We start from the raw sequence: 1732 nt of genomic DNA, 5'->3' as shown, positions 1-1732 counted from the left end.
TGTTAAAGTCAAAAAGCCGGTGTGCGATTAAATATTCATACGAAGTGCCATAAAAAAGATTCATTGTCGCCGGAAATAAAAAACTTTATCTTTTTCTTTGAAATTCGCTTCAGTTGCACTACCTTTGTCCATGCAAACAGCAAATACGAACAATTTTATAACAATTTAAATTCTTAACAAAATGGCTTACGTAATTACTGACGACTGCATTGCCTGCGGCACTTGTATTGACGAATGTCCCTCCGGCGCTATTTCCGAAGGCGAAAAGTATTCCATCGACCCCAATGCCTGCGTAGACTGCGGCACTTGCGCCGATGTTTGTCCTTCAGGTGCTATCGTGCCGGGCGAATAATATTCAACGCATTGACCTTACGCGGAATCAAAATTTCGAAAGCGGCCAGCGAGACTCCTCGCGGCCGCTTTTTGTTTTCCCTCTGCCGTGCCGGCGTCTTTCTCTAAGCCCGGCGCCTGCACAAAAGCATGAGAACCACAGGCACCCCTACAAGCGGGGTGATGGCTCCCAACGGCAGTACGCCGCGGTTACCCGGCAAATGAGTGAGCGCCGCCGCCAGAAGAGCGATGTCGGCACCCCACATGACAGTGAGCGGCAGAAGGCGGCGATGGTCGGCTGTGTGGTGGATAAGGCGTGCCACGTGCGGCGCTGCAAGACCGATAAACGACACAGGGCCGCACATGGCCGTCACTGTGGCACAAAGCAAGGCAGCCAGCATAAGAGACAATGTACGGCTGCGGCGCACACTGATACCCAGATTACGGGCATAATCCGCACCAAGCAGCAGAGCATTGAGAGGCTTGGTCTGTGAAGACAGCAGCAGCAGCAGCGTACCCACAGTAAGCCCGAAAGCCGGCAGACGTTCGGTTGTCACACCCGAAAAATCACCCATACCCCATACCAAAAAACTCTGAACCCCTTCGGCCGTAGAATAAAAACTGAGAATGGATATGATCGCCGACACTCCGAAACTGATCATCACACCGGCAACGAGCAACTGTAGCGTTCCGTGCAGTAAGGCGCTGAAAGCCGCTAGCAGCACGATAACTGCCAATGCCCCCGCCGCTGAGGCCATTACCGTGAGCCAAAAGCCTGACAAAACAAGGTGGCCCGTCGCCCAAGAACCGCCCAGCAGAAGCATGGCAACGGCTGCTCCCAATCCTGCTCCGGCATTCACGCCCAGCAGCGAGGGGTCTGCCATAGGGTTGGCGAAAACCGTCTGCATAACCAGTCCTGCCGCAGCCAAAGCACCGCCTGAAAGAGCTGCTGTGAAAAGTTGTGGCAACCGGACATGGCGCACGATGTAAGCCGCCGCGCCGCTTTCATCGCCGGCAAAGGCTTGCGCCACATCTGCCGGTGTTGTCGGCACACTGCCCCACATCAGGTTCACTGCAGCCAATAGCAACAGCAACAGCAGCGGCAGCCACAACGACAGGTGGAAACGATCATGCAATAAAGGGGAAGGCATCGGCAATAAGGATTATCGGTTGAGGATTCAATGAAACAAGCCGGGCGGCATATCGTGGAGAATTCCCCATAGCTGAAAGGACAATAAACAGCCTCATCGCAGCGGTTTGAAGTAACGCAATTCGTGGTCAGGCAATAGCTCCGGATGGAAAATTCTTATGAAATCGCGTAAAAGACGGTCGGGCCGGAAAGGCGGTTCCTCATAATATGGCGCAGCAAACGTGTTGCAGCCCACCATACGGCGTTCCCGCC

At 53.8% G+C, this 1732-nt stretch carries 2 protein-coding genes; one reads left to right on the top strand and one right to left on the bottom strand.

Translation table 11 applies throughout. From position 1 onward, the window contains the following. The first annotated feature begins 181 nt into the window (after window positions 1-181). Window positions 182-352, top strand: coding sequence for a DUF362 domain-containing protein (locus C5S62_RS00720; RefSeq protein ID WP_104403637.1), 171 nt, complete (start codon window positions 182-184; stop codon window positions 350-352). 103 nt (window positions 353-455) lie between these two features. Here C5S62_RS00720 and C5S62_RS00715 read toward each other — a convergent pair whose 3' ends face one another. Further along, window positions 456-1481, bottom strand: a complete 1026-nt coding sequence (locus tag C5S62_RS00715) for an iron ABC transporter permease (RefSeq protein ID WP_104403636.1) — start codon at window positions 1479-1481, stop codon at window positions 456-458. Between the last annotated feature and the right edge of the window lie 251 nt (window positions 1482-1732).

The organism is Prevotella sp. MGM2, assembly GCF_002933955.1.
Lineage (GTDB): Bacteria > Bacteroidota > Bacteroidia > Bacteroidales > Bacteroidaceae > Alloprevotella.
Note: the sequence above shows the minus strand (reverse complement) of the source record. Positions and strands in the feature narration are given on the sequence as shown.

Excerpts from the sequence above, each read along its gene's own strand:
- C5S62_RS00720 (WP_104403637.1), top strand. The coding sequence starts at position 182 with ATGGCTTACGTAATTACTGACGACTGCATTGCCTGCGGCACTTGTATT.
- C5S62_RS00715 (WP_104403636.1), bottom strand. The coding sequence starts at position 1,481 with ATGCCTTCCCCTTTATTGCATGATCGTTTCCACCTGTCGTTGTGGCTG.